The organism is Variovorax nivicola (assembly GCF_051216475.1).
Classification (GTDB): Bacteria; Pseudomonadota; Gammaproteobacteria; order Burkholderiales; family Burkholderiaceae_C; genus Variovorax.
On record NZ_JBPJZK010000005.1, the window covers coordinates 699948 to 721909 of the forward strand.

At 66.7% G+C, this 21962-nt stretch carries 25 protein-coding genes; 5 read left to right on the top strand and 20 right to left on the bottom strand.

Annotation, left to right across the window (positions count from 1 at the left end; translation table 11 throughout):
* Positions 1-27 precede the first annotated feature (27 nt).
* From ACSFBF_RS23550 to ACSFBF_RS23630, 17 genes are all read right to left on the bottom strand, one after another.
* Positions 28-306, bottom strand: coding sequence for a hypothetical protein (locus tag ACSFBF_RS23550; protein ID WP_435471183.1), 279 nt, complete (start codon positions 304-306; stop codon positions 28-30).
* Entirely contained in the window at positions 303-1295 is a 993-nt protein-coding gene (locus tag ACSFBF_RS23555) for a glycerophosphodiester phosphodiesterase (protein WP_435471185.1), read from the bottom strand. The genes ACSFBF_RS23550 and ACSFBF_RS23555 overlap by 4 nt, the downstream gene beginning before the upstream one ends.
* The gene (locus tag ACSFBF_RS23560; protein WP_435471187.1) at positions 1292-1873 is read right to left on the bottom strand and encodes a DUF1439 domain-containing protein; all 582 of its coding nucleotides are present in this window, start codon (positions 1871-1873) and stop codon (positions 1292-1294) included. The genes ACSFBF_RS23555 and ACSFBF_RS23560 overlap by 4 nt, the downstream gene beginning before the upstream one ends.
* A gap of 59 nt (positions 1874-1932) precedes the next feature.
* Positions 1933-2901 carry a M14 family metallopeptidase gene (locus ACSFBF_RS23565; RefSeq protein ID WP_435471189.1) on the bottom strand — a complete coding sequence of 323 codons (969 nt, stop codon included), beginning with the start codon at positions 2899-2901 and terminating at the stop codon, positions 1933-1935.
* 2 nt (positions 2902-2903) lie between these two features.
* A complete protein-coding gene (locus ACSFBF_RS23570; protein WP_435471191.1) occupies positions 2904-3884 on the bottom strand; it encodes a Bug family tripartite tricarboxylate transporter substrate binding protein in 981 nt (326 codons plus the stop codon).
* 91 nt (positions 3885-3975) lie between these two features.
* Complete coding sequence (locus ACSFBF_RS23575) at positions 3976-4869, bottom strand: LysR family transcriptional regulator (RefSeq protein ID WP_435471193.1); 894 nt, start codon at positions 4867-4869, stop codon at positions 3976-3978.
* 18 nt (positions 4870-4887) lie between these two features.
* Positions 4888-5376: a GNAT family N-acetyltransferase gene (locus ACSFBF_RS23580; protein ID WP_435471195.1), complete on the bottom strand. Its 489-nt coding sequence runs from the start codon at positions 5374-5376 to the stop codon at positions 4888-4890.
* Between the two features lie 37 nt (positions 5377-5413).
* Complete coding sequence (locus tag ACSFBF_RS23585; RefSeq protein WP_093078782.1) at positions 5414-6193, bottom strand: amino acid ABC transporter ATP-binding protein; 780 nt, start codon at positions 6191-6193, stop codon at positions 5414-5416.
* On the bottom strand, positions 6177-6830 hold the full coding sequence (locus tag ACSFBF_RS23590; RefSeq protein WP_435471197.1) for an amino acid ABC transporter permease: 654 nt from the start codon (positions 6828-6830) through the stop codon (positions 6177-6179). The genes ACSFBF_RS23585 and ACSFBF_RS23590 overlap by 17 nt, the downstream gene beginning before the upstream one ends.
* A 24-nt stretch (positions 6831-6854) precedes the next feature.
* Positions 6855-7517 carry an amino acid ABC transporter permease gene (locus ACSFBF_RS23595; RefSeq protein ID WP_093058300.1) on the bottom strand — a complete coding sequence of 221 codons (663 nt, stop codon included), beginning with the start codon at positions 7515-7517 and terminating at the stop codon, positions 6855-6857.
* Positions 7518-7532: 15 nt separating this feature from the next.
* Positions 7533-8333: a transporter substrate-binding domain-containing protein gene (locus ACSFBF_RS23600; protein WP_435471199.1), complete on the bottom strand. Its 801-nt coding sequence runs from the start codon at positions 8331-8333 to the stop codon at positions 7533-7535.
* Positions 8330-9112: a GntR family transcriptional regulator gene (locus ACSFBF_RS23605; protein ID WP_435471201.1), complete on the bottom strand. Its 783-nt coding sequence runs from the start codon at positions 9110-9112 to the stop codon at positions 8330-8332. Before ACSFBF_RS23605 ends, ACSFBF_RS23600 begins: the two co-directional genes overlap by 4 nt.
* Before the next feature lie 82 nt (positions 9113-9194).
* Positions 9195-9632: a hypothetical protein gene (locus ACSFBF_RS23610; protein ID WP_435471203.1), complete on the bottom strand. Its 438-nt coding sequence runs from the start codon at positions 9630-9632 to the stop codon at positions 9195-9197.
* 29 nt (positions 9633-9661) lie between these two features.
* Complete coding sequence (locus tag ACSFBF_RS23615) at positions 9662-10399, bottom strand: tetratricopeptide repeat protein (protein WP_435471205.1); 738 nt, start codon at positions 10397-10399, stop codon at positions 9662-9664.
* The gene (locus ACSFBF_RS23620; protein ID WP_435471207.1) at positions 10396-11100 is read right to left on the bottom strand and encodes a hypothetical protein; all 705 of its coding nucleotides are present in this window, start codon (positions 11098-11100) and stop codon (positions 10396-10398) included. The genes ACSFBF_RS23615 and ACSFBF_RS23620 overlap by 4 nt, the downstream gene beginning before the upstream one ends.
* A gap of 192 nt (positions 11101-11292) precedes the next feature.
* Positions 11293-12258 (bottom strand): Bug family tripartite tricarboxylate transporter substrate binding protein, encoded by a 966-nt coding sequence (locus ACSFBF_RS23625; RefSeq protein ID WP_435471209.1) that lies wholly within the window; start codon positions 12256-12258, stop codon positions 11293-11295.
* 43 nt (positions 12259-12301) lie between these two features.
* Positions 12302-12742, bottom strand: a complete 441-nt coding sequence (locus ACSFBF_RS23630) for an OsmC family protein (protein ID WP_435471211.1) — start codon at positions 12740-12742, stop codon at positions 12302-12304.
* Between the two features lie 215 nt (positions 12743-12957).
* Between ACSFBF_RS23630 and ACSFBF_RS23635 the strand changes: the two genes are divergently transcribed.
* Positions 12958-14655: a long-chain fatty acid--CoA ligase gene (locus tag ACSFBF_RS23635; RefSeq protein WP_435471213.1), complete on the top strand. Its 1698-nt coding sequence runs from the start codon at positions 12958-12960 to the stop codon at positions 14653-14655.
* A gap of 7 nt (positions 14656-14662) precedes the next feature.
* Here the strand turns inward: ACSFBF_RS23635 and ACSFBF_RS23640 are convergent, their stop codons facing one another.
* Complete coding sequence (locus tag ACSFBF_RS23640; RefSeq protein ID WP_435471215.1) at positions 14663-15145, bottom strand: tetratricopeptide repeat protein; 483 nt, start codon at positions 15143-15145, stop codon at positions 14663-14665.
* 120 nt (positions 15146-15265) lie between these two features.
* On the opposite strand from ACSFBF_RS23640, the gene ACSFBF_RS23645 reads away from it, so the two are divergent.
* Complete coding sequence (locus ACSFBF_RS23645) at positions 15266-15790, top strand: thermonuclease family protein (RefSeq protein ID WP_435471217.1); 525 nt, start codon at positions 15266-15268, stop codon at positions 15788-15790.
* Between the two features lie 84 nt (positions 15791-15874).
* Complete coding sequence (locus ACSFBF_RS23650) at positions 15875-17785, top strand: PhoX family protein (RefSeq protein ID WP_435471219.1); 1911 nt, start codon at positions 15875-15877, stop codon at positions 17783-17785.
* 24 nt (positions 17786-17809) lie between these two features.
* Here ACSFBF_RS23650 and ACSFBF_RS23655 read toward each other — a convergent pair whose 3' ends face one another.
* Positions 17810-18061, bottom strand: a complete 252-nt coding sequence (locus ACSFBF_RS23655; protein ID WP_435471221.1) for a hypothetical protein — start codon at positions 18059-18061, stop codon at positions 17810-17812.
* A gap of 16 nt (positions 18062-18077) precedes the next feature.
* A complete protein-coding gene (locus tag ACSFBF_RS23660) occupies positions 18078-19424 on the bottom strand; it encodes an NAD(P)/FAD-dependent oxidoreductase (protein ID WP_435471222.1) in 1347 nt (448 codons plus the stop codon).
* A 157-nt stretch (positions 19425-19581) separates the two neighbouring features.
* Between ACSFBF_RS23660 and egtB the strand changes: the two genes are divergently transcribed.
* Positions 19582-20838, top strand: a complete 1257-nt coding sequence (egtB, locus tag ACSFBF_RS23665; RefSeq protein WP_435471224.1) for an ergothioneine biosynthesis protein EgtB — start codon at positions 19582-19584, stop codon at positions 20836-20838.
* 2 nt (positions 20839-20840) lie between these two features.
* Positions 20841-21836 (top strand): L-histidine N(alpha)-methyltransferase, encoded by a 996-nt coding sequence (egtD, locus tag ACSFBF_RS23670; protein ID WP_435471226.1) that lies wholly within the window; start codon positions 20841-20843, stop codon positions 21834-21836.
* Positions 21837-21962 lie beyond the last annotated feature (126 nt).

Here is a 21962-nt window from a genome sequence, read left to right on the forward strand (position 1 = left end):
GATAAACCTGCGTCCTAGGACATCAGATCAAGACACCAGTTGGCCGCGGGCCTTGTCCACCCACACCTGCAGGTTGTCGAGCAGGTCTTTCTGGCTGAAGGAGCAGCTTTCCTCGCTGAAGAGCGCGCTCGACTCCAGCCGGTCGAGCAGGCTCAGCAGCACCTCGCCGTAGCGCGGGGGCAGGGCGCCGAGCAGCTCGGTGCTGGCGCGGGTTTCGTTCGACAGCGTGGTGACGGAGCCGTCTGCGTCGGTGCGCAGGGCCGCGATGCGCGCGGCAATGGCGTCGAGTTGCTGTGCGGCGCTCATTGCTTGTTCTTTCCGGGCGGTGGCAGCGACAGCCCGCGCTCGCGCATCAGGTCGCGCAGGATGTCCGGGTAGTCCGTGATGATCCCGTCCGCGCCCCAGTCCATCAGCCGCTGCATGTCGGCGCGCTGGTTCACGGTCCAGGGCAGCACCTTCAGGCCGAGCTTCTGCGCTTCCTTGATGACTGTGGGCGTCAGGTCGGCAAAGGCCGGCGACCAGATCACCGGGCCCGGCGCATTGGCCGAAGCGGCCCTGACCATCTGTGGCACTGATGCGAAGCCGGCTGCGTCGAACCCGGCTGTCCAGCGGCTGTCCTTCAGCGTGCGGGGCGTCGTCAGGTAGGCGCGCGGCAGCTGCGGCGCGAGCTTGCCGACCAGTGCCAGCGTGCGCCAGTCGAAGCTCTGGATCGTCACGCGGTCGGCCATCTTCGCCTTGTCGATCTCGGCGAGCAGCGCGCGAACCATCGGCTCGGGCGCTGCGGTTTCTTCCGGCTTTGTCGGATCGATCTTGGTCTCGATGTTGAAGCGCACCGTGGCCGCGTCGGCGCCGCGTGCCTGCACCTGCGCGAACAGCGCGGCCAGCGTGGGAATGCGCTCGCCGTCTCGCGGCTGCTGCAGCGCGAACTGCTTGCCGTAGTTGCTCGCCGGGTTGAGGCGGCCCACGTCGTAGGTTTGCAGCTGCGCAAGCGTGAGCGAGCGGATGGCCGCGCCGGTGTTCGGCGCCAGCCATGCGCCGCTCGCATCGCGCGTGTGGTCGGGGTTGAGCGAGGTGTCGTGCGAGATCACGACCACGCCGTCGGCTGTGAGCCCGATGTCGAGTTCGAGCGTGGTCATGCCCATGTCGACGGCATTGGAGAACGCGGCCAGCGTGTTCTCGGGTGCCAGCCCGCGTCCGCCGCGGTGGGCTTCGAGGTCGAAGTGCTGCTTGGCCGTGGGCAGGACGGCGGCACAACCGGCAACGAGCAGGGCGGAGGCGAGAAGGGCGTATTTCATTTGAGCTGCACTTTGATGCCGTTGTCTTGCACCGTGATGTCGCCGATCTCGTAGGTCTTGCGCCCGACCGTGAGCTCGTCGGCCGTGAAGCTGCGCAGCACCTGGCCCTGCAGCAGCTCCTGCGCGACCACGGCGCCGACCTTCTGCAGCCGCTCGGCATCGCGGCCTTCAACGCCCTGCAGCTCGAGGCGCTCGGCCTTGGGCTGGTCGAGCCGCAGCGCGCGCGTGGCCGGGTCGTACCTCAGCGCGCTGCTGACCGACACCACGCCCTGCACCGGCGAGGCCGCCAGCAGCGGGCTGGCGATGGTCAGCGTGGCCGTGATGGCCGCGCGGTTGCCGCGTGCGTCCAGGCCCAACTGCGGATCGCGCAGCCCGACCATGAAGATCTCGGCATAGCGCTCGGCCACCGGAAAGCGCTTGGCAATCTGCGTCTGCAGCTCGTCGCGGGTGGCGGTGTATTCGCCGGTGAAGAAATTGAAGCCGGCCAGCGCCGCGAAGGGCGCCTGCAGGGCCGCGGCGCCCAGCAGCGCGCGCAGCACCTGGCGACGGGAGGTGGGGGACGGGGTGCGGAGGTTCATACCGTCCCGAGCTTGCCACAGCCGCAAAGGTTCCCGCCAGTCGCCCGCCGGGGAGTGCCTCAGAGCAGCCGGCGACGGGCGTAGCGCACCACCGTCACGCCCGGCTTGGCCTGGCGCGTCGAGGGCATCACGAGCACGCAGTCGTCGTACGGCGTGGTCACGGGCTCGCCGTCGTTCCAGCCGATGACGGTGCCGGCCTGGGCGATCACTTCCAGGCCAGTGAAGGGTTGGGCGAAGCGGAAGTCCTCGCTACGCGCGACCACCGGGCCGGTCACGTCCAGCGCCCACTGGCGGGGCGCGTCGGGCTGCAACCAGCCGGGCAGTTGTTGCGCGATGGCGTCGCCGTCCAGCGTTTCGGCCGCCCGCAGGAAGCGCGCGCACTGGTCTTGCGCCACCGTGCGGCTGGCCGGGTCGCCGTGGAAACCGCATTCGACCAGCAGCGCGAGGGAGTCGCTCCGCGCGTCGGCATCGGGCGCGCCGAACCGGCCGAAGTCGCGCATGCGCACGCCGTCCTTGTGGCCTGCGTCGATGACCACGTGCTCCGGGCTGCGCATTGCCTGCGCCAGCTGCAGATTGCGCGGCTGGATGCCGGTGAGCGTCAGCGGCGCCGAGGGCTCATGCATCGAGTGCAGGTCGAGCAGCCAGTCGGCCTGAGTCACATAAGGCAGCAGCGCCGCGGCGCGACGCCGCTCCCGTGTGCCCCCGGCCTCGATGCGATCGGGCAACCACTGGCGATTGAGGTCTTCGTCGACAAAGCGCGAGGCATCGTGGTCGGCCACGTCGAACGTGTCGAAGGCTTCCAGGTTGCAGAACGCCAGCGTGAGCGTGCCGCGCTGCGGGCGCACGCCGGCCTCCAGCAGGCCCTTGAGCGCCCAGGCGCCGCACACTTCGTTGCCATGCACGAGCGCGCTGATCATCACGTGCCGGCCGGGCGCTTCGGCTTCGAAGTGCCAGACGCCTTCGACGCCGGTGTTGCCGGCGCGCCAGGCAGAGAGATCGGGGGCGGGGAGTTGAAACAGCGTGGACAAGCTCATTCCTTGATGTTGGCGAATTTGACGATGGTCTTGTACTTGGCGGTCTCGGTGACCAGGAATTTTTCGATGTCCACGTTCGACGCCGGGACGACCGAGCTGGTGGCTTCCATCTTCTTGCGGAAGTCGGGCGACTGCAGCGTCTCGTTCAGTGCCGTCTTCAGCCTGGCCAGCACCGGCTCCGGCAGCTTCGCCGGCCCCAGCAGCGCGAACCAGACGCCGATGTCCAGGCCCTTGAGGCTCGGGCTCTCGCTGAGCGCCGGCAGATCGGGCGTGATGGCCGAGCGCTTGGCCTCGGTGGTGCCCAGCGCCACCATCTTGCCGCTGCGGATGTAGGGCAGGGCGCTGGAGAGGACGAACACGCCGAAGTCGATGTTGCCGCCCAGCAGGTCATTGGTGAGCGGCGCCACGCCGCGGTAGGGCACGTGCGTCATGAAGACGCCGCCCTGCTGCTTGAGCATTTCTCCGGCCAGGTGCAGCGAGGTTCCGACGCCGGAGCTGCCATAGCTGTACTTGCCGGGGTTCTTTTTCAGCAGCGCGAGGAAGTCGCCGGTGTTCTTCACGCCGGCGCCCGGGGCGGCCACCAGAACCAGCGGCTGCGAGGCAATCAGGCCGATGGGGGTGAAGTCCTTGGGCTCGTATTTCACGTTGCTGTTGACCAGCCTGCTGATTGCCACTTCGTTGCTGGCACCGGCGAGCAGCGTGTAGCCATCGGGTGCGGCATTGGCGACTTTCTGCGCGCCGATGGCGCCACCGGCGCCGCCCACGTTGTCGATGATTACCGGTACGCCAAGGCGATGGGACAACTCGACGCCGAGCGCACGCCCGGTGAGATCGGTCGAGCCGCCCGGCGGGTAGGCCACCACCAGCGTGATGGGCTTGTTCGGGTAGGCCTGGGCATTGGCCGGGCTGGCTGCGGCCCAGGCAAGGCCGCACAGGGCCATGGCGAGACATGAAGAGAAAGCACGGGGAAGACGCATCGTTGCCTCGGAGTTGTAGTAATCCCGAGGATTCTGCGGGGCCGATGATTCCTGCGTGGTGCCGTACTGGCACGAGGTCGTGCCGATTGGGCTAGCGCGGCGTCATTGCCCGCCACACATCCTCGGCCAGCGGACCCAGCCGGCGCTTCGGCCGATAGAGCCGAACCTCGAAGCGCACCTCCATGCGCCGGCCGCCCACGGGCACCAGCCGACCGGCCTTGCAATCGCCCTGTACCATCGACCAGGGCAACCATGCCACGCCCAGCCCTCTCAGCACGTACTCGTAGAGCGCATCGGCCGAGTCGCATTCGATGCGACGTTGGAGGCGCGGCGCCTGCGGGTTGTTGGCGAGCAGGTCTTCCACCATGCGGCCCATGGCGAGCGTGCGGACATAAGACAGAAAAGGCACCTCGCCGGCGCCGTCGAAGTTGTGCCTGGCAAGGCCTTGCGCATCGGTGCGCGACACGGGCACGAGCTTGTCGGACGCCACCGTCACGTGGGAAAACTGCCGCCCGTCGAGCCGGAAAGTGAGCGCGGCGTGGTGAAAGATCAGCGAGAAATCCACCTCGTTGTGTTCCAGCATCCGCACCGTTTCCGCCAGCGCGCCTGTCAGCACGCGCACCTCGCCATCGCGCAGCACGGGTTGCAGCCGCACCAGCCAGTCGGCCATTACCGTGCGCGCCAGCGTGCGGCCCGTGACCACTGTCACCGTGCGGGCCTGCCGGCCGGCCACGTTGTGCACCTCTTCACGCGAGCCCTCGACGCTGCGCACCACCTGGCTGGCGTTGTCCAGAAAGCTCTCGCCTGCCGCCGTGAGCACGACCGGCGAGCTGCCGCGTTCGATCAGCGTCGCGCCGGCCCACGACTCGAGTGCGCGGATGCGCCGCCCGAAGGCCGGGTGCGTGACATGGCGAAGCTCGGCCGCGCGTGTGAAGCTGCGCGTTTGCGCCAGCGCGATGAAGTCCTCCATCCATTTGAATTGCATGGCGCGGCGCGAGGCTGGCTAGTTGCCCAAGGGGAGTTCGTAGCGGGCAAAGGACGTGGTGCCTTTTTGAATCTCGCTGTGCAGCATGAACCCGAAGCGCTCGTAGAGGCTTCGCAGGGCCGCCCTGTCTGCCACGCAATCGAGCCGAAGATGCTTGCGCCCGAGCCCGAAGGCGCGCTCGCGCGCAAAGGCCAGGAGGGCGGCCGACACGCCTTGCCGCGCCCATGACCGGCGAACAGCCAGCTTGTGCACGAACGCGGAGCTGCCCGGTTCGATCTCGGGCCAGAAGAAGGGGTCTTCCATGTCGAGCCGCATCACCCCGGCTACGCCGCCGTTTTCGCGTGCGATGAAGTAACGCCCGGCATCGGTGTCGCGCTGCACGCGCTCGAGGCCGACGTCGGCGGCCGACCACAGCGGCCGGCCATCGGCGGCGAGCCATTGGGCGGCTTCGTTCAGAACGGCGGCAACTGTGGCCGCTTCGGAGGGGGTTGCTTGTTCGATGTGCATCGCGGGGGCCGAGGATAGCCGACCGCAAGCACCTCAGTCAGTCATGCAGCGACGACAAGAACTGCTTCAGCTCCGCCGTCTGCGGATTGCCGAACAGCTCCGCTGGCGGCCCCATCTCGTGCACGCGGCCCTGGTGCATGAAGATCACGCGGTCGCTGACCTTGCGCGCGAAGCTCATCTCGTGCGTGACCATCAGGAGCGTCATGCCCTCGTCGGCCAGCGACTCCACCACGCGCAGCACTTCGCCCACCAGTTCGGGGTCGAGCGCCGACGTAATTTCGTCGCACAGCAGCACGGCCGGTTCCATCGCCAGCGCACGGGCGATGGCCACGCGCTGCTGCTGGCCGCCCGAAAGCTGGTCGGGCATGGCGTCGAATTTTTCGGCCAGGCCCACGCGCGTGAGCAGCTTGCGCGCCTGCGAGGCCGCTTCCAGGCTGCCGCGCTTCTTCACCAGCGTGGGCGCGAGCATCACGTTCTTGCCGACCGTGAGGTGCGGGAACAGGTTGAAGCTCTGGAAGATCATGCCCACGCGCTGGCGCAGCTCGCGCATGGCCATGGCGCTTTCGTGCAGCAACGGCTTGCCGTCCACCGTGAGCGAGCCTTCCTGGAACACCTCGAGCCCGTTGATGCAGCGCAGCAGCGTGCTCTTGCCCGAGCCGCTCTTGCCGATGATGGCGATCACCTCGCCGCGTTTCACGTCGAGGTCGATGCCCTTCAAGACTTCGTTGGTGCCGTACGACTTGCGCAGCGCGGTGATGCGCACGATGGGGGCGCCCACCGAGGTGGCGGGTTGTTGCGGTTCAAGCACGGCGGCCATGGGTTTTCCTCTCGAGATTCTTGGCGTACAGGCTCACGGGGAAGCACAGCACGAAATAAAGCAGGGCCACGCAGCTGAACACCACGAAGGGTTTGAAGGTGGCGTTCGAAATCATGCTGCCGGCCTTGGTGAGTTCGACAAAGCCGATCACCGACGCCAGCGCCGTACCCTTGATCACCTGCACCAGAAAGCCGACCGTGGGCGCGATGGCAATCTTCACGGCCTGCGGAAGGATCACGTGGCGCATCTGCTCGCCGAAGCTCAGCGCCAGGCTGCCCGAGGCTTCCCACTGGCCCTTGGGGATAGAGGCCACGCAGCCGCGCCAGATCTCGGTGAGAAACGCACTGGTGTAGAGCGTGAGCGCCACGCTGGCCGCCGTCCACGCCGATACGTCGATGCCGAACAGCGCAATGCCGAAGTAAGCCAGGAACAGCTGCATCAGCAACGGCGTGCCCTGGAAGAGCTGCACGTACAGGCCCACGGCCTTGCCGATCGCCTTGCCGCCGCGCATCCGCAAAAACAGCAGCAGGGCACCCACTAGGCCGCCGCCGATGAAGGCGATGAGCGACAGCACGACGGTCCAGCGCAATGCCATCAGCAGGTTGCGCAGGATGTCCCAGAGAGAAAAATCAGCCATGGTGAAAAGGGCCTCGGTATTCGGTCAGCGGCCGAAGAAGAACTTCGGCCCCGCCCAGTCGAGCAGCCGCCGCAGCGCCACCGACAGCGCCAGGTAGATCAGCGTAGCGATGATGAAAGCCTCGAAGGCGCGGAAGTTGCGGCTCTGGATCAGGTTGGCGGCGTAGCTCAGCTCCTCGGTCGATATCTGTCCGCACACGGCAGAGCCCAGCATCACGATGACGATCTGGCTCACCATTGCGGGCCACACTTTCTTCAGCGCCGGCGGCAGCACCACGCGCAGGAACACCTGCGACTTGCTCAGCGCCAGGCTCACGGCCGCCTCGATCTGCCCCTTGGGCGTGGCCTCGATGCCGGCGCGGATGATCTCGGTGGAATAGGCGCCCAGGTTCATCACCATCGCGATCACCGAAGCCACCTCCGGCGAAAGCTTGACGCCCGCCGCCGGCAGGCCAAAGAAGATGAAGAACAGCTGCACGATGAAGGGCGTGTTGCGGATCAGCTCCACATAGGTGCCCACGATGGCGCGCAGCCACTTCGGGCCGCCCGAGCGCGCCCATGCGCAGAAGGTGCCGACGATCATGCCCAGCACGGTGCCCACGGCGGTGAGGCCGACGGTCCACGCCACGCCGCGCAGCAGCAGCGGCCATTCGGCGAGCACCGCGCCAAAGTCAAACTCGATGTTCATGGCCGCGCAGTTCGATCAGACGGGAAGGTCGCCAGCGACTTTGCCCAGCCACTTCTTCGACATGGCGTCCAGCGTGCCGTCCTTCTTGGCGGCGGCAATGATTTCGTTGACCTTGGTCTTCAATGAGGTTTCACCCTTGGCGACGCCGACGAAGCAGGGGCTGTCTTTCAGCAGCAGCTTGAACTCGGCGCTCACCTTCGGATTCTTGGCGAGCATGTCGCCAGCAACCGCCGCGCTGGTCGCGAGGGTTTGCGTCTGGCCTGCCACGAAGGCCGCGATCGTCGCGTTGTTGTCCTCGAAGCGGCGGTAGTCGACGTTCGGCGGTGCCACCTTGTTCAGCTCCTGGTCTTCCATCGCGCCGCGCGTCACGGCGACGGTCTTGCCGGCCATGTCGGCGAAGCTGGTGAGCTTCATGCTCTTGGCGGCGTACACGGCCTGGAAGAAGGGCGCATAAGCCGACGTGAATTCGATCACCTTCTCGCGCTCCGGGTTCTTGCCGAGCGTGGAGATCACCAGGTCGGCCTTCCTGGTCTGCAGGTACGGAATGCGGTTGGCGCTGGTCACGGGCACAAGCTCGACCTTTACGCCGAGCTTGGCGGCGATGAGCTCGGCCATTTCGACGTCGAGGCCCTGCGGCTTCATGTTCTTGTCGACCGAGCCGTAGGGCGGGTAGTCGGTGGGCACGGCGATCTTGATGGTCTTGGCCTTGAGCACGTTGTCGAGCGCGTTCTGGGCGTACGCGCCGCCGGCCGAAGCTAGCAAGGCGACTGAAGCAAGCGCAAGGGCGAGGTGGCGTTTGGATGCAGAGAAGGTCATAGCAGGGCTCCTAGGTAAGTCGAAGAATCTGAATCGGGGGGCGCACCGGGCTTGCGGCGCTTGCCCTTGGGGGCGGCGGGTACAGCGGCGGCGGCCGTGTTCTGCAGCGGCGCCAGCGCGTCGCGCAGTTGGGCCAGCGGATCGGTGGGGGCCTGCACGCGAAGGGCCGACTGCACCGTGCCGATGTGCTCGGCCATCAGCGCCTCGGCGGCGGCATGGTCGCCGCGCTCCAGCGCCGCGACGATCTGCACGTGGTCTTCGCACGACTGCACCGCGTCGTGCGTGGACTGGTAGAGCATTGCGATCAGCGTGGTGCGCGCCGTGTAATCGCGCAGCGTGTCGGCCAGCAGCGTGTTGCCCAGGCATTCGGCCAGGCACACATGGAAGTCGCCCAGCAGGAAGCTGCGGTTGCCGACGTCGCTTTCTTTCAGTGCGGCCTTTTCACGCTGAAGGTGCGCCTTCAATTGGCGCAGGGCGGTCTTCTCGATCTTTCCAGTGCTGCCTGCACTGCGGATGAGGCCCAGCTCAATGACGCGCCGCGCCTCGAAGGCCTCGCGGGCCTCGTCCTGCGAGGGCTCGATGACGAACCAGCCGCGCCGCGCGCTCACCGTGACGATGCCGCGCGCCGCCAGCCGGGTGAGAGCCTCGCGCACGATGGTGCGGCTGCAGTCGAACAGCATCGCCAGCTGCTGCTCGCCCAGGCGCGAACCCGGTGCGAGCTTCTGCGCCATCACCGCTTCGACGATGCGTGCACTGATTTCGGATGCGGAGATGGCCATAGGCCTGCATACCAGCAGCTTCTGTGCCAACTGGTATGCAAGATGTGTGCACCAAAAAGAGGCTGTGCGGCCCTCGGGTTTTTCAGAACCGGATCGGAAAGTCGCCTTTCTCGAACGCGGGGATCATGGCCTTGAGTTCCTCGACCCGCTCCGGCGTGCAGAACTTCGGGTTGGCCTTGCTCTGCGCCGCGTGGAAGTCGATGCCGTTCATTTCGTGCGTCAGCGCGTCCTGCTGGTACTTCCTGATCAGTTCCGCAACGGCGTTCGCGCGGTCGTACGGAATGCCGCAGGTTTTCGCCGCGCCCAGGCGCGACCAGGCGAATTGCAGGTTCGGGTCCCAACCCGTGGCATCGGGTCCGGTGAAGCCCTTGTCGTAGTGGTACTCGTAGACGTTCGACTCGATCTTGTAGGCGCCCATGCCGCCTTTGCCGCGGTAGCTGCCGTAGTCGGCGGCCATGGCTGCATGCCCTGCCATCGCGGTAAGCAGAACGATGGCGATGCGCGCTGTGCTCTTCTTCATCTGGAATCTCTTGAAGGGTTTGTTGGAGGCTATCTGGCGATGAAGGTCTCGATGTCGTAGCCGTACCGGGAAAGCAGCGCATCGAAGGGCGGTTGCCGCAGCGAGACAAGCAATTGCGCACGATCGGCCGGCTTGGCGTCGGTGCCCAGCAATTCTTTGCCGCGATCGAGATCCTTCCTGGCCAATTCGCGCTGGCCCTGCGCGTCGTACGCGAGGGCGCGGTACAGGTAAGCCCACGCATAGTTCGGTTGATAGCTCAGGCCCTCGGTGAAGGCTTCGGTCGCTTCGGGCCATTGCTTGAGCTCGCTCAAGGTCCTGCCCAAGTGGTAGTAGGCCGGCATGCCCGACAGGCCGAGCCGCTCGTCCTGCATCTTGCGAAGCAGCTCGAGTGCCTTGGTGGGCTGCCCTGCATCGCGGTACAGCGACGCGAGGTTGATGAAGTCCCAGGCCTCGCGGGGTGGAATCAGGCGCTGGGATGCTTCGAGGTCCTGGATGGCCTCGTCGTACTGTTCGAGCTGCCTTCTCACGTGGCTGCGCATCTTCAGCGCCAGGCCCTTCAGGATGGCGGTCTGCGGTCCGCTCTCGACACAACGGGTCCAGAGCGCCACGGCCCGGTCCGGTTGCACATACGCGTCCTTGCTGGCGGTCAGCGGCAGGTTGCTGGCGGCACGGCATGCGCCCTGGCCCGTGAGGGGCACCGACGCGCAGCCCGCGATGGTCAGTCCCAGCGCGGCGGCCAGGACGAGTCTGATGCTGGCTTCGCTCATTGCTGCAGCGATGCGGGAAGGTCGGGACGCACGCGTTCCAGCAAGGGCGGCGTGACGGAGCCTTGCAAGGCGCAGGAGACTTTGGTCCGGCCGGGCGCCTCGTCGGCTTCGATGAGCAGCACGCGCTCGACCGTGCCCTTCTGCGCCACTGACCCGGACTGGCCACCACGGCGCCATGCGTCGATGGGATCGCCGATCCGCCGGTTTTCCGCGCGAGCCCATTCGGCGCCTGTCTTCACGACTCGCTGGGCTGGCTGCAGCAGGCGGTTGAGGGCGTCCGCGGCCGTATCGGGCGTGCCTTCGACGTCGAAGCCCCACCAGAGAAATGCGCCCATCGTCGCGTCGTAGCTCACCTCGTTGCGCCAGGCGAGCAGGCGCAGGCCTGCCACGTCGATCGGCCGTGCGAAAGGCTGCCGCTGTCCTTTTTCCGACCGCGGGTCGGCCACTGTGGGGGCGGCCGCCGTGCCATTCATGGCGACTTCGACGCCCGATCCGAAGAGCTGCGGCTTCTGACCCAGCAAGGTGAAAAACGACGCATCGCATTGCGCGAATGCCGTGAGCGCCGTCTTCGCTGCATCGAGGTCGGGCGCGAGGTTGGCGGACGCCGTGTCGGCGGCGCCGGCCGAGAAAGACATGGCCGTGAAACAAGCCAGGGCTGCCATGCGGCGGCCAAAGCCGGTGTGGTCTTGGTGTGTGCGCATTGCGCGATTCCTCCCATTTGATTGCGTTGCCCTTATCGTCACCGGCGATGCAGGTCGCCCTCCATGTGACAAGGTGCGCGCACTATATAAGAGGCTTGGAAACGCGCGGCGGACGCGCCTGCGTATCGGGCAAGGCAATCGCAAAAGTTGGCGCCAGTGTTGGCGGAGGCGCGCAACCGGACCGGTCGCCGGTCAGTCCATCCGCGCGCCCGACGCCTTCACCGCCTTCTCCCACCGTGGCGTCTCCGTCGCCAGGAAGCGCGCGAAATCCTCGCTGCCCAGGAAGGCCGGGTCTGCACCCTGGCTCACCATGCGCTCGCGCACCTCGGAGCTGTTCAGCACCTGCTTGAATGCGTCGCTGAGTTTGGCGACCACGTCTTTCGGCGTGTCCTTCGGCGCGAGAAAACCGTAGAAGCCCACCACCTCGAAGCCCTTGACGCCCGACTCGATCACGGTCGGCACGTCGGGCAGGGCGGGGTTGCGCTCGCGGCTGGTCACGGCCAGCGCGCGCACTTTGCCCTGCTTGTGATAGTTGGCGGCCTGCGGAATCGACTCGGCCATGAACTGCACCTGCCCGCCCATCAGGTCGGTGAAGGCCGGAGCACTGCCGCGGTAGGGGATGTGCACCATGAAGATGCCCGTCGCGGTCTTGAACATCTCGGGTACCAGGTGGCTGATGCCGCCGTTGCCGGCCGAGCCGTAGTTGACCTGGCCGGGCCGCGCCTTGGCGTAGTCGACGAACTGCTTGAGGTTCTGCACCGGCAACTTGGGCGTGACCAGGAGCGCCAGCGGCTGCATGGCGGTGCGCGCGATGGGCACGAAGTCGCGCTGAGTGTTGTAGGGCAGCTTGCTGTAGAGCGCGCCGTTGATCACGGCCACGCCGGTGTTGGCCAGCATCAGCGTGTAGCCGTCGGCCGGGCTCTTGGCGACCGCGTCGGCGCCCACCGAGCCGCCCGCGCCGGGCTTGTAGTCGACGATCAACGGCTGGCCGAGCACGGCCTGCAGCTTGTCGGTGAGCAGGCGCGCGTGCTGGTCGAGCGGGCCGCCGGCGGGGAAGCCGATGACGACCTTGATCGGCTTGTCGGGGTAGGCCGCCATCGCGGCCGTGCCGAGGGCGAAAGAAAGGACCGCGAGCGCGGTCCGGGCAGGCTTGTTCATGATCCGTCTCCTTTTTATTGGGAGACGATCATAAGCAGCGGGTTCAGCCGGCGAGCGTCGCCTTCAGCGTGATCTCCGGCACGCTAGCCAGCGCCTTCGACAGCGGGCAGCCTGCCTTGGCGGCGGCCGCGATCTGCTGGAACTTGGCCTCGTCAAGGTTCGGCACGCTGGCGTCGAGTTCGAGCGCGATGCGGTCGATCTTGAAGCCATCGCCGTCCTTGGCCAGCCGCACGGCAGCCCTGGTGTCGATTTTCGTGGCCGCGAGGCCTTCTTTTTCGAGCGCGAAGGCGAAGGCCATCGTGAAGCAGGCGGCGTGCGCCGCGCCGACGATCTCCTCGGGATTGGTGCCGCGCTTGTCGTCCTCGAAACGGCTGGCGAAGCCGTAGGGGTAGTCTTTCAAGGCGCCGGTCTCGGTGCTGACCTGGCCCTTGCCGGTCTTGCCGGCGCCTTCCCAGTGAACGCTTGCGTGCTTTTCTGCTGCCATGTGAGTTCCTTCATTCGGTGGATGGGGGCTGACAGGTATCGCGCGGAAGGCGGCCCGTGTCTGTAGTCGCAGGGCGCGTGAGCAGAAGGTTGCGCATGTGAGAAGAAATGGCGTCACCTAGGCGACGCTCCGGGGGCTTCCCCGATGGGAGCGACGGCCTTGGCGGCTTAGGCTGGCGGGCTGTCGCGCTTTTCTTTGTCCCGCCTGTACTCACCATGCAACAACGCCCGCATTACAAGTTCTGGCCCAAACGCCTCCCGCATTCGATTACCGTCCCCGCCACCTCCCTCTGGCACAACCTGGCCACCTCGGCCGCACGCTACCCCGACAAGCCCGCGCTCGTGTTCTTCGGCCGCGTGATCAGCTACCGCGAGTTCGCCGCCCAGGCCGAGCGCCTGGCCGGTGCGCTGCACGCGCTGGGCGTGAAGCGCGGCGACCGCGTGATCCTGGACATGCAGAACTGTCCGCAGCTGGTGATCGCGCATTTCGCGATCCTGCGCGCCAATGCCGTCGTGGTGCCGGTCAACCCGATGAACCGGGCCGAGGAGCTCAAGCACTACATCACCGATCCCGACGCCAAGGTGGCCATCATCACCGGCGACCTGGCGCCCGAGTTGGCCAAGGCCAGCAACGCCTTGCCATCCGAGCAGCGGCTCGCCCACATGATCGTGACCCAGTTCACCGACGCCTTCGATGCCGACGCGTCGGGCGACGATGCCCCGGCTCCCGCCTGGAAAGACTGGCTCACCACCCGCCACCCGCTGCCCGCGCTGGAAGGCGGCAAGGTCATCGCCTGGACCGACGCGCTCGAGGCCGGCCACCCGCCGCCCGAGCACGTGGTGGGTGCCAACGACATGGCACTGCTGCCCTACACCAGCGGCACCACCGGCCTGCCCAAGGGCTGCGTGCACCACCATTCGAGCCTGATGCACAACGCGGTCTCCGGCCAGATGTGGGGCGGGTCGACCTCGGAGACGGTGGTGTTGGCCGTGGTACCCATGTTCCACATCACCGGCGTGGTGAGCATGATGCACACGGCCATCCTGGCGGCGGCCACGCTGATCATCATGCCGCGCTGGGACCGCGACGTGGCCGGCCGGCTGATCTCGCGCTGGAAGGTCACGGCCTGGACCAACATCCCGACCATGGTCATCGACCTCATGGCCAGCCCCAACTTCGCGAGCTACGACCTGTCGAGCATGACCTACATCGGCGGTGGTGGTGCGGCCATGCCGCAGGCTGTGGCGCAGCGCCTGTTCGAGCAGTACGGGTTGAAGTACCAGGAAGGCTACGGCCTCACTGAAACCGCCGCGCCCTCGCACACCAACCCGTCGGACCATCCCAAGCAGCAGTGCCTGGGCATTCCGTTCATGAGCACCGACGCGCGCGTGGTCGACCCCGACACGCTGGCCGAAATGCCCATCGGTGAATCGGGCGAGATCATCATCCACGGCCCCGAGGTGTTCCAAGGCTATTGGAAGCGCCCTGACGCCACGGCCGCCGCCTTTGTCGAATTCGAAGGCAAGCGCTTCTTCCGCTCGGGCGACATGGGCCGCATGGACGAGGACGGCTACTTCTTCATGACCGACCGCCTCAAGCGGATGATCAACGCGAGCGGCTTCAAGGTGTGGCCGGCCGAGGTCGAACTGCTGATGTTCCGCCACCCTGCGATCCAGGAGGCCTGCGTCATCTCGACCAAGGACGACTACCGCGGCGAGTCGGTCAAGGCCGTCGTGGTGCTGCGTGCCACGCACAAGGAAACCACCGAGCAGCAGATCATCGACTGGTGCCGCGAGAACATGGCGGTCTACAAGATCCCGCGCAGGGTGCAGTTCGTCGATGCGCTGCCGAAGAGCGGCAGTGGGAAGGTGATGTGGCGGTTGCTGCAGGAAGACGAGAACGTGGCGAAGTGAGCGCGGTTCACTTGATGAGGCCCAGCGACTTCAGCAGCGCCCCTGCTTCCGTGCGTCCATTCGGGGTGATGGACCGCGAGGCCACCGCCTTGCCCAGGTAGTCCACCACCTTGTGCCGATTCTGGTTCGGCCCTTCCCACAGGAAGAGCCGTCCCAGCTCCAGCGCTGCATCGCCGTCGCCCTGCGCATAGGCCTTCTCGAACCAGAAGCGCGCCCAGCGGAAATTGCCCTCGTCGCGGTAGCAGATGGCGAGGTTGGCGCACCCCGCCACGTCGCCCGCCTTGGCGGCCTTGCGGTACCAGTCGCGCGCGGCCGCGGGGTTCTTCTTCACGCCGATGCCATGGTCGAGGAAATAGCCGACGCTGTTGAGCGCGTGGGTCTCGCCCGCGGCCGCGGCCTTGAGGAACAGCGAGAGGGCCTTCTTGTGCGCGCCAGCGTCCCATGCGTCGTTGGCCGCAAGGAACCAGTCGTCCTGGGTGGGTTCTTGCATGGTGCGTGCTCTCCTTCGAAGCGTGGTTCAAAAGAAAAAGTCTGTGTACCGATCTGTTCCGCCGGGTGGATCACTTAGCCTCGATCAGTCCTGCCATTCTGCCTATCTCCCCGCTTTTTCATGCATTCACGCACGCTGCTGCTTTCCTGCCTTCTTGCCTTTTCTCCCCTCCTGACCCAAGCCGCTCCCCGCACCTGCCTCGTCGTCGGCATCAGCGACGGCGACACGCTCACCGCCCGCTGCGGCCGCATCGGCGCCTACGAGCGCGTGAAGGTGCGCATCGCCTCCATCGACGCGCCCGAAAGAGCTCAGCCCTACGGCCAGCGCAGCAAGCAGGCGCTGAGCAACATCTGCTTTCGCGAGCAGGCGCTCATCACCGAGATCGACACCGACCGCTATGGCCGCACGGTGGCCGACGTGCGCTGCAACGGCGAGGACGCCGGCAGCCGCATGGTGTCCGAAGGCTGGGCCTGGGTGTACGACTACAACCACCTGGCCACCAAACGCGGTGGCGGGCTGTTCAGGCTGCAGGACAGCGCGCGTGCCCGGCACGCCGGCCTGTGGGCCGACTCGAAGCCGACGCCTCCCTGGGACTGGCGCAAGCGCCAGCGTGGCGAGCAGCCGCACTGGGGCGGCTTCTTCTGAGTTCTTGTTACATGGTCCGTGTCATGCGGAATTCACGAGGCGGCGACACTATGCTCGGCTCCGCAACCCCACGACGACAAGAACATGGCCAAAGACTTCGCCCGCATGGAGGACTCCAACCCGTCCGCCAACCCCACGATCCACGAAGTGTCCGACCCGAAGCGGCGCATGCTCGTGCAAGGCGGCCTCGCTGCCGCGATTGCCGGACTGTTCGGCCCGCTCGCCGGCTGCGCGGCAACGGGTGGCACGGCGGGTTCGCTGGGCCGGGCCATAGGCTTCAAGAGCGTGCCGATGGCCGCCGTCGACACCGTGGTCGTGCCCGAGGGCTACAGCACCCAGGTGCTCTACCGCTGGGGTGACGCCACCGGCATCGCGGGCGCCATGCCCGCATTCAAGACCGACGGCTCCAACACCGCCGACGACCAGGCGCTGCAGGCCGGCATGCACCACGACGGCATGGCCTTCTTTCCGATCGACGGCTCCAACCGCGGCCTGCTGGTGCTGAACCACGAATACGTCGACGACGGCCTGCTGCACACCGACGGCATGAAGACCTGGACGCCCGAGAAGGTGCGCAAGTCGATGAACGCGCACGGCGTGTCGGTCATCGAGCTGCAGCGCGACGGTGGCAAGTGGACGCAGCTTGCGCCCTCGCGCTTCGCGCGCCGCATCACCGCCCTGACGCCGATGACGCTCACAGGCCCCGCAGCCGGCCACGCCATGCTGCGCACCGCCGCCGACCCGTCGGGCACGCAGGTGCTGGGCACCTTCAACAACTGCTCGAACGGCCACACGCCGTGGGGCACCTACCTCACCTGCGAAGAGAACTTCGCCGACTACTTCGAAGGCACCGACACGCCCGACGCCCACCAGAAGCGCTGGGGCATCAGAAAGGGCAATGGCGCGAAGTACCGCTGGCACGAGCATGAAGCGCGCTTCGACGTGTCGAAGAACCCGAACGAATCGAACCGCTACGGCTGGGTGGTCGAGATCGATCCGCAGGACCCCACCTCGACGCCGCGCAAGCGCACCGCGCTCGGCCGCGCCGCGCACGAAGGCGCCGCCACCGCGCTCACCAACGACGGCCGCGCCGTCATCTACATGGGCGAAGACTCGCGCTTCGAGTACATCTACAAGTTCGTGAGCCGCGACAGCGTCAAGCCCGGCGGCGCCGCGGCCAACCGCGACCTGCTCGACCACGGCACGCTGTACGTCGGCCGCTTCGACGTGGACGGCACCGGCGAATGGCTGCCACTGGTGCAGGGCAAGAACGGCCTGGTCGCAGACAAGGGCTTCACGACCCAGGGCGACGTGCTCATCAAGGCACGCCAGGCCAGCGACCTGCTGGGCGCCACCAAGATGGACCGCCCCGAGTGGACCACCGTAGACCCGCTCACCAAGGAGGTCTACTGCACGCTGACCAACAACAGCAACCGTGGCGGCGCCGGCCAGCCCTTCATGGACGCGGCCAATCCGCGCTCCAACAACACGATGGGCCAGATCATCCGCTGGAAGGAAACCGGCGACCTCGACGCGACCAAGTTCGCATGGAACCACCTCGTGCTCGCGGGCGACCCGAAGCAGACGCGCTATGAAGCGCAGGGCAACATCAAGGGCGACACCTTCGGCAGCCCAGACGGCCTGATGGTCGATGCGCGCGGCGTGCTGTGGATCGAGACCGACGTGTCGACTTCGACGCTGGGCAAGGGCGAGTACGTCAACCTGCCCAACAACCAGATGCTGGCCTGCGACCCGACCAAGGGCGAAATCCGCCGGTTCCTGCTCGGCCCGGCCGGCTGTGAAATCACCGGGCTCACGGCCACGCCAGATTTGCGCACGCTGTTCATCAACATCCAGCACCCGGGCGAGCCGGCCAATGAGCGCAGCGACCCGGACCGTCCGCTCGCCGTGTCGAAGTGGCCCGACGGCGCGGGCCGCCCGCGCTCGGCAACCATCGCCATCACCAAGAACGATGGCGGCGTGATCGGGACCTGATGGGGTAGGGTGGGTTGGCGGCGCTCAGCAGGAGCCGCCGACCCAGCAGCGCAGCGAGGGCACGAACAGGCCCACGACGAAAGTGATGGCGCAGAAGACCAGCAGGATCAGCGCCGCCATGCGCAGCCCCTCGGCGCTCCAGCGCGGGGCGAAGGTGCTGATGAGAAAACCCGAGGCGAAGGTGCCTTCGAGCCGTTCCGCGCCACCCCAGCGAAGCACCCAGAGGAAGAGCAGCGCCTCGGCGGCGTGTACCACGATCCACACGGCCAGCGACATCGCGTGATCTCCTTCTTCAGGATTCGCTCTTGCCCTGCACGTCTGCCACCACGCGCGCATTGCGCTGGAAGCTCCAGTAGGCGCCGGCCCAGTCCATCATCACGACGATGCGGTTGCGAAAGCCGATCAGGAAATACGCGTGCGCGAACAGCCAGAACAGCCACGCGAGCCGGCCGCTGAAGCGCAGCGGACCGAAGGGCGTGCCCAGGTCGACCACTGCCGAATTGCGGCCGATGGTCGCGAGGTTGCCGTAGTCCGCATAGCGGAACGGCACCGTCGGCTGGCCCGCGATGCGGCGCAGGATATTGGCGGCCGCCGCGCGCCCCATCTGCTTGGCGCCGGGCGACACGCCGGGCACGGGCTTGGGTGGCTTGCCCGGCGCATGGCTCATGGCGGCCGAGAGGTCGCCGACCACGCTGATTTCAGGGTGGCCCGCCAGGCTCAGGTCGGGCTCGACCTTGATGCGGCCGGCGCGGTCGCATTCAACGCCGGTGGCCGCGCCCAGCATGCGGCCCAGCGGCGAGGCCGCTACACCCGCAGCCCACACCACGCAGCTGCTATCGATTCGGTAGCTGGCGACTGGCGCGCCGTCTGCGCCACCGCCGGTCTGCACTTCGAGCCCGGTGGCGTCGATGGAAGTCACGCGCGCGTTGAGGCGCACTTCGACGCCCAGTTTCTCCAGCTGTTCGAGCGCCTTCTGGCTCAGCGATTCGGGCATGGCTTGCAGCACGCGCGGGCCGCCTTCGACCAGCAGCACCTGCGCGCTGGCGGGGTCGATGTGGCGGAACTCGCCCGACAGCGTGTGCTTGGCGATCTCGGCCAGCGTGCCGGCCATTTCGACGCCGGTGGGGCCGGCGCCGATCACCACGAAGGTGAGCAGGGCGCGGCGGCGCTCCAGGTCGGCCGCGACCTCAGCGTTTTCGAACGACAGCAGCACGCGGCGGCGAATCTCGAAGGCATCGGCCAGCGTTTTCAAGCCCGGGGCCATGGGTGCCCATTCGTCGTGCCCGAAATAGCTGTGCGTGGCACCGGCCGCGACGATCAGGTGGTCGTACGGCACGCGGTCCCCGTTGGCCAGTTGCACCGATCGCGTGGCCGGATCGATGCCGCCCACCTCGCCCAGCAGCGTCGTGATATTCGGCTGCTTGCGGAACAGCGCGCGCACCGGCGCCGCAATCGACGGCGCGGCGAGCCCGGCGGTTGCCACCTGGTACAGCAGCGGCTGGAACAGGTGGTGGTTGGTCTTGTCGATCACCGTCACGTCCACGTCGGCGCTCTGCAGCTTGCGCGCTGCTTCGAGTCCACCGAATCCGCAGCCGACGATGACGACTTTGGGCCTGCCCGAGGGGTTGGTCGTTTGCATCGCACGGATGATACGCAGCCGCCTGCAAGGCCTCGAATCTTGTGCCACAGTGGCTGCCCTTTGCCGAAGTCCCGGCGGCAGGGCGGCGGCGTTTTGTCCTACGCGCCGCCGCGGCCCGGATGGGCTAAAACTTGCGGCTGACCCGACTGGAGACCCCATGACGCTTTCCCGGCCGATCACACAGGCGGCGAGCACACTGCGCGACAGGTTTCGCGAGGTGCGCGCCACGAGCCTGGCGCTTGCCGCCCCGCTTTCCCCCGAAGACCAGTGCATCCAGTCGATGCCCGATGCGAGCCCGACCAAGTGGCACCTCGCGCACACCACGTGGTTCTTCGAGACCGTGCTGCTGCAGCCGCATTCCAGCGGCTACCAGCCCTTCGATGCGCGTTTTCATTACCTCTTCAACTCGTACTACGAGGCGCTTGGGCCGCGGCATCCGAGGCCGCAGCGCGGCCTGCTGACGCGGCCTTCGGTGGACGAGGTGCATGCGTACCGCCGCCATGTGGACGAGGCCGTGGTCGCACTGCTCGAAGAGGGCGGGCTCGACTGGGCCACCGTCGAGCCCATCGTCACACTCGGGCTGAACCACGAGCAGCAGCACCAGGAACTGCTGCTCACCGACATCCTGCACGCACTGTCGTGCAATCCGCTGCTGCCGGCCTACAAGCCTGCGAGCGGGCCCGCGCTGCGGCTGGCTGCCGTGCCGCCTGCGGTGCGCTGGATCGAACAGCCCGGTGGCTTGGGCGAGGTGGGGCATGCGGGACAGGGCTTTTCCTTCGACAACGAGACGCCGCGCCACAAGGCCCTGCTGCAGCCCTATGCGATTGCCGACCGGCTGGTGAACTGCGGCGACTACGCGCAGTTCATCGCGGATGGCGGCTATCAGCGGGCCGAGCTCTGGTTGTCCGATGGCTGGGCCGCCGTGCAGGCGAACGGTTGGAGGCATCCGGTGTACTGGCTCGAGCCGGATGATCCGCGCCTTGGCCTTGGCGCGCAGCAACAGGGCGGCAATGCAGGCTGGCAGGTGTTCGGCCTGCACGGCGTGCGGCCGATGGAGGCCGATGCTCCGGTGGCGCAACTCAGCTTCTATGAAGCCGCCGCGTACGCCGAATGGGCCGGCGCGCGGCTGCCGACCGAGTTCGAATGGGAAGCCGCGTTCGACGCACCCGGCATCTCGCAGATGACCGGGCACGTCTGGCAGTGGACGCGTTCGTCGTACGACCCGTATCCCGGCTTCCGTCCGATGCCCGGCATCGCGGCCGAATACAACGGCAAGTTCATGGTGGGGCAACTGGTGTTGCGAGGCGGCAGCGTGGCCACGCCAGCAGGGCACACGCGGCCCAGCTATCGCAATTTTTTTCCGCCGGCGGCGCGCTGGCAGTTCTCGGGGCTGCGGCTCGCGAAAGACCTTTGATCATGCGCAATCCAACTTCTTCCTCGTCGCTGTCGTTCGCGCCTGCGAAGGCCCAGCAGAAGTCACCGGCCGCCGCGCCGCTGTCGGAGTTCGGGCGCGAGATGCAGGCCGGGCTTGCGCGCTCGCCACGCAGCATCTCGCCGAAGTTCTTCTACGACGCGGCGGGGTCGCAGTTGTTCGACCGCATCTGCGAGCTGCCAGAGTACTACCCGACGCGCACCGAGCTGCGCATTCTTGGCGAATGCGCCGGGGAGATCGCCGAACAGATCGGGCCGAACGCGGAGATCGTGGAGTTCGGAGCGGGGTCGCTGACGAAAGTGCGGCTGCTGCTCGATGCGCTGCAGGCGCCAAAGCGCTATCTGCCCATCGATATCTCAGGAGAGCACCTGGAGGCTGCGGCCGAGCGGCTGAAGGCGGACTATCCGAAGCTGGTGGTGCAGCCTATTGCTGCGGACTACACGATGCCTCTGGTGCTGCCTGCGCCTATGGCAGGTTCGGGGCGGCGAGTCGGGTTTTTTCCGGGGTCGACGATCGGGAATTTCGAGCCTGAGGAGGCGCTGGCTTTTCTGCAGCTGGCCGCTCGGATGTTGCGTGGGGGCGGGCTGCTGATTGGCGTAGATCTGGTGAAGGATCCGGGCCGCTTGCATGCGGCCTACAACGATGCGCAAGGGGTTACGGGGGAGTTCAATCTCAATCTGCTGCGTCGGGCGAATGCTGAGCTGGATGCGGACTTCGATGTCGATGGGTTTGCGCATGCGGCGTTCTACAACGCGCCTCGGCAGCGGATCGAGATGCATCTTGTTAGCCGTCGGGCTCAGAGCGTTTCTTTGAATGGGGAGCGGTTTGGGTTTGAGGAGGGCGAGACTATTCATACTGAGTACTCGCATAAGTTCACTGTTGAGGGACTTCGGGCTTTGGCTGTTCGGGCTGGGTTTAGGCCTGCTGCGGTTTGGACTGATCCGGAGAAGCTCTTTAGCGTTCATTGGTTGGCTGCCTAGTTTGCTTTTCGGGGCCGGGACTCGCCCCGGCGGGCGACCTACTTTTCTTTGCTTCGCCAAAGAAAAGTAGGCAAAAGAAAGGCGACCCCACTGTCTGCGACCCCTTCGCTGTGCGAAGGGGCAACC

Excerpts from the sequence above, each read along its gene's own strand:
- ACSFBF_RS23550 (WP_435471183.1), bottom strand. The coding sequence starts at position 306 with ATGAGCGCCGCACAGCAACTCGACGCCATTGCCGCGCGCATCGCGGCC.
- ACSFBF_RS23555 (WP_435471185.1), bottom strand. The coding sequence starts at position 1,295 with ATGAAATACGCCCTTCTCGCCTCCGCCCTGCTCGTTGCCGGTTGTGCC.
- ACSFBF_RS23560 (WP_435471187.1), bottom strand. The coding sequence starts at position 1,873 with ATGAACCTCCGCACCCCGTCCCCCACCTCCCGTCGCCAGGTGCTGCGC.
- ACSFBF_RS23570 (WP_435471191.1), bottom strand. The coding sequence starts at position 3,884 with ATGCGTCTTCCCCGTGCTTTCTCTTCATGTCTCGCCATGGCCCTGTGC.
- ACSFBF_RS23575 (WP_435471193.1), bottom strand. The coding sequence starts at position 4,869 with ATGCAATTCAAATGGATGGAGGACTTCATCGCGCTGGCGCAAACGCGC.
- ACSFBF_RS23580 (WP_435471195.1), bottom strand. The coding sequence starts at position 5,376 with ATGCACATCGAACAAGCAACCCCCTCCGAAGCGGCCACAGTTGCCGCC.
- ACSFBF_RS23585 (WP_093078782.1), bottom strand. The coding sequence starts at position 6,193 with ATGGCCGCCGTGCTTGAACCGCAACAACCCGCCACCTCGGTGGGCGCC.
- ACSFBF_RS23590 (WP_435471197.1), bottom strand. The coding sequence starts at position 6,830 with ATGGCTGATTTTTCTCTCTGGGACATCCTGCGCAACCTGCTGATGGCA.
- ACSFBF_RS23595 (WP_093058300.1), bottom strand. The coding sequence starts at position 7,517 with ATGAACATCGAGTTTGACTTTGGCGCGGTGCTCGCCGAATGGCCGCTG.
- ACSFBF_RS23600 (WP_435471199.1), bottom strand. The coding sequence starts at position 8,333 with ATGACCTTCTCTGCATCCAAACGCCACCTCGCCCTTGCGCTTGCTTCA.
- ACSFBF_RS23605 (WP_435471201.1), bottom strand. The coding sequence starts at position 9,112 with ATGGCCATCTCCGCATCCGAAATCAGTGCACGCATCGTCGAAGCGGTG.
- ACSFBF_RS23610 (WP_435471203.1), bottom strand. The coding sequence starts at position 9,632 with ATGAAGAAGAGCACAGCGCGCATCGCCATCGTTCTGCTTACCGCGATG.
- ACSFBF_RS23615 (WP_435471205.1), bottom strand. The coding sequence starts at position 10,399 with ATGAGCGAAGCCAGCATCAGACTCGTCCTGGCCGCCGCGCTGGGACTG.
- ACSFBF_RS23620 (WP_435471207.1), bottom strand. The coding sequence starts at position 11,100 with ATGCGCACACACCAAGACCACACCGGCTTTGGCCGCCGCATGGCAGCC.
- ACSFBF_RS23625 (WP_435471209.1), bottom strand. The coding sequence starts at position 12,258 with ATGAACAAGCCTGCCCGGACCGCGCTCGCGGTCCTTTCTTTCGCCCTC.
- ACSFBF_RS23630 (WP_435471211.1), bottom strand. The coding sequence starts at position 12,742 with ATGGCAGCAGAAAAGCACGCAAGCGTTCACTGGGAAGGCGCCGGCAAG.
- ACSFBF_RS23635 (WP_435471213.1), top strand. The coding sequence starts at position 12,958 with ATGCAACAACGCCCGCATTACAAGTTCTGGCCCAAACGCCTCCCGCAT.
- ACSFBF_RS23640 (WP_435471215.1), bottom strand. The coding sequence starts at position 15,145 with ATGCAAGAACCCACCCAGGACGACTGGTTCCTTGCGGCCAACGACGCA.
- ACSFBF_RS23645 (WP_435471217.1), top strand. The coding sequence starts at position 15,266 with ATGCATTCACGCACGCTGCTGCTTTCCTGCCTTCTTGCCTTTTCTCCC.
- ACSFBF_RS23650 (WP_435471219.1), top strand. The coding sequence starts at position 15,875 with ATGGCCAAAGACTTCGCCCGCATGGAGGACTCCAACCCGTCCGCCAAC.
- ACSFBF_RS23655 (WP_435471221.1), bottom strand. The coding sequence starts at position 18,061 with ATGTCGCTGGCCGTGTGGATCGTGGTACACGCCGCCGAGGCGCTGCTC.
- ACSFBF_RS23660 (WP_435471222.1), bottom strand. The coding sequence starts at position 19,424 with ATGCAAACGACCAACCCCTCGGGCAGGCCCAAAGTCGTCATCGTCGGC.
- egtB (WP_435471224.1), top strand. The coding sequence starts at position 19,582 with ATGACGCTTTCCCGGCCGATCACACAGGCGGCGAGCACACTGCGCGAC.
- egtD (WP_435471226.1), top strand. The coding sequence starts at position 20,841 with ATGCGCAATCCAACTTCTTCCTCGTCGCTGTCGTTCGCGCCTGCGAAG.